Source organism: Candidatus Enterococcus wittei, from assembly GCF_002140175.1.
Classification (GTDB): Bacteria; Bacillota; Bacilli; order Lactobacillales; family Enterococcaceae; genus Enterococcus_B; species Enterococcus_B wittei.
Genome location: NZ_NGMO01000002.1, coordinates 405,443 through 406,510 on the forward strand (window position 1 = coordinate 405,443; position 1,068 = coordinate 406,510).

Annotated in this window: 1 protein-coding gene, 1 tRNA gene and 2 pseudogenes; 3 read left to right on the forward strand and 1 reads right to left on the reverse strand. The window is 34.1% G+C overall.

Annotated elements, in window-relative coordinates; translation table 11 throughout:
* Together A5844_RS06165 and A5844_RS06170 are read left to right on the forward strand one after the other, a co-directional pair.
* A pseudogene (locus A5844_RS06165) lies at positions 1–157 on the forward strand (IS982 family transposase); the annotation flags it as partial.
* A gap of 29 nt (positions 158–186) precedes the next feature.
* The gene (locus A5844_RS06170) at positions 187–408 is read left to right on the forward strand and encodes a hypothetical protein (protein WP_104890066.1); all 222 of its coding nucleotides are present in this window, start codon (positions 187–189) and stop codon (positions 406–408) included.
* A 171-nt stretch (positions 409–579) separates the two neighbouring features.
* Here the strand turns inward: A5844_RS06170 and A5844_RS06175 are convergent.
* Positions 580–652: transfer RNA gene (locus A5844_RS06175), tRNA-Ile, on the reverse strand.
* Positions 653–903: 251 nt separating this feature from the next.
* Here A5844_RS06175 and A5844_RS06180 point away from each other — a divergent pair.
* A pseudogene (locus A5844_RS06180) lies at positions 904–1,068 on the forward strand (IS982 family transposase); the annotation flags it as partial.

Genomic DNA, 1,068 nt, shown 5'->3' on the forward strand with positions numbered 1-1,068 from the left:
TTCTTCCTTAGAAAAATTAGGTTGTCAAAATTTCAACTCACGTTCTGTTAAAGGGCTAGAGAGTAGATTTGAAAGCATATTACTGGCTTACAGTGTTCTATTAAGTCGAGCACAACGACGTTTTGAAGGAACTTTGAGATATTCTTTAGGATATTAAAATTAACTAGCACCACGGGTATTCATATAATGAATTTAGACCAAGCAGATACAATGAAAGGCGGCTTTCTGCAACCTACTTCCGATCCCCTTCCTGCAAATCATGGGTATAAAAAAATAGGCATATTAAGCGGGCTAGGAGGAGAAATATTCACATATCATTTTTTCATTCCGCAAGCTGCGTCAAGTTATTTGGAATTTGTAGAACAGATGAGAGAGGTAGAAGCAGCACTACAAACTACTTTTCAATAAGTAGGAATTATAGAAATTTTACTCAAAAAATCTTCATTAAAAAATCTGACTAAATAAGTTGAGAAAACAGAATATACTTCAATATCCAGTGATTTATAAATATCATTCACTCATGATACGCAGCTCCATACCTGTCTCTTATACACATCTGATGTGTATAAGAGACAGATATGTACCCTGTAGGACTCAACCTACGACCGGATGGTTATGAGCCGTCTGCTCTAACCAATTGAGCTAAAGGTACGAGAAGCCATCACAACTACTGCAAACAAAAAGAATGGACATAGACTAGATAATAATGGTTTTCATTCTTTGTTGTGATGGCACATTAATTATTACACATTTAATAGCAAAAAACTAGATTGTACTTATTCTTTGTAAAATACCCGTGGTGCTAGTTAATTTTTTCCTAGAGGAAAATGTCTAAACATGTTGGTAAATCAACAAAAAAACGCATATAGTAGTCTCAAAACTCCCAAGAAATGAGGACTACATATGCGTTCATCAAAATATACTGAACATTATACAGATACTTTTATAACATTCAAGGAAATTATGAGAACTGTTTCTAACATATACCACAATTGTGTACCAGATAAGATTAAAAACCGAAGAAATACTGATCAACTGAAGCAACGCGATACAGTGATTATTGCTTGT

Coding starts and splice junctions, on each gene's coding strand:
- A5844_RS06170 (WP_104890066.1), top strand. CDS start 187: ATGAATTTAGACCAAGCAGATACAATGAAAGGCGGCTTTCTGCAACCT.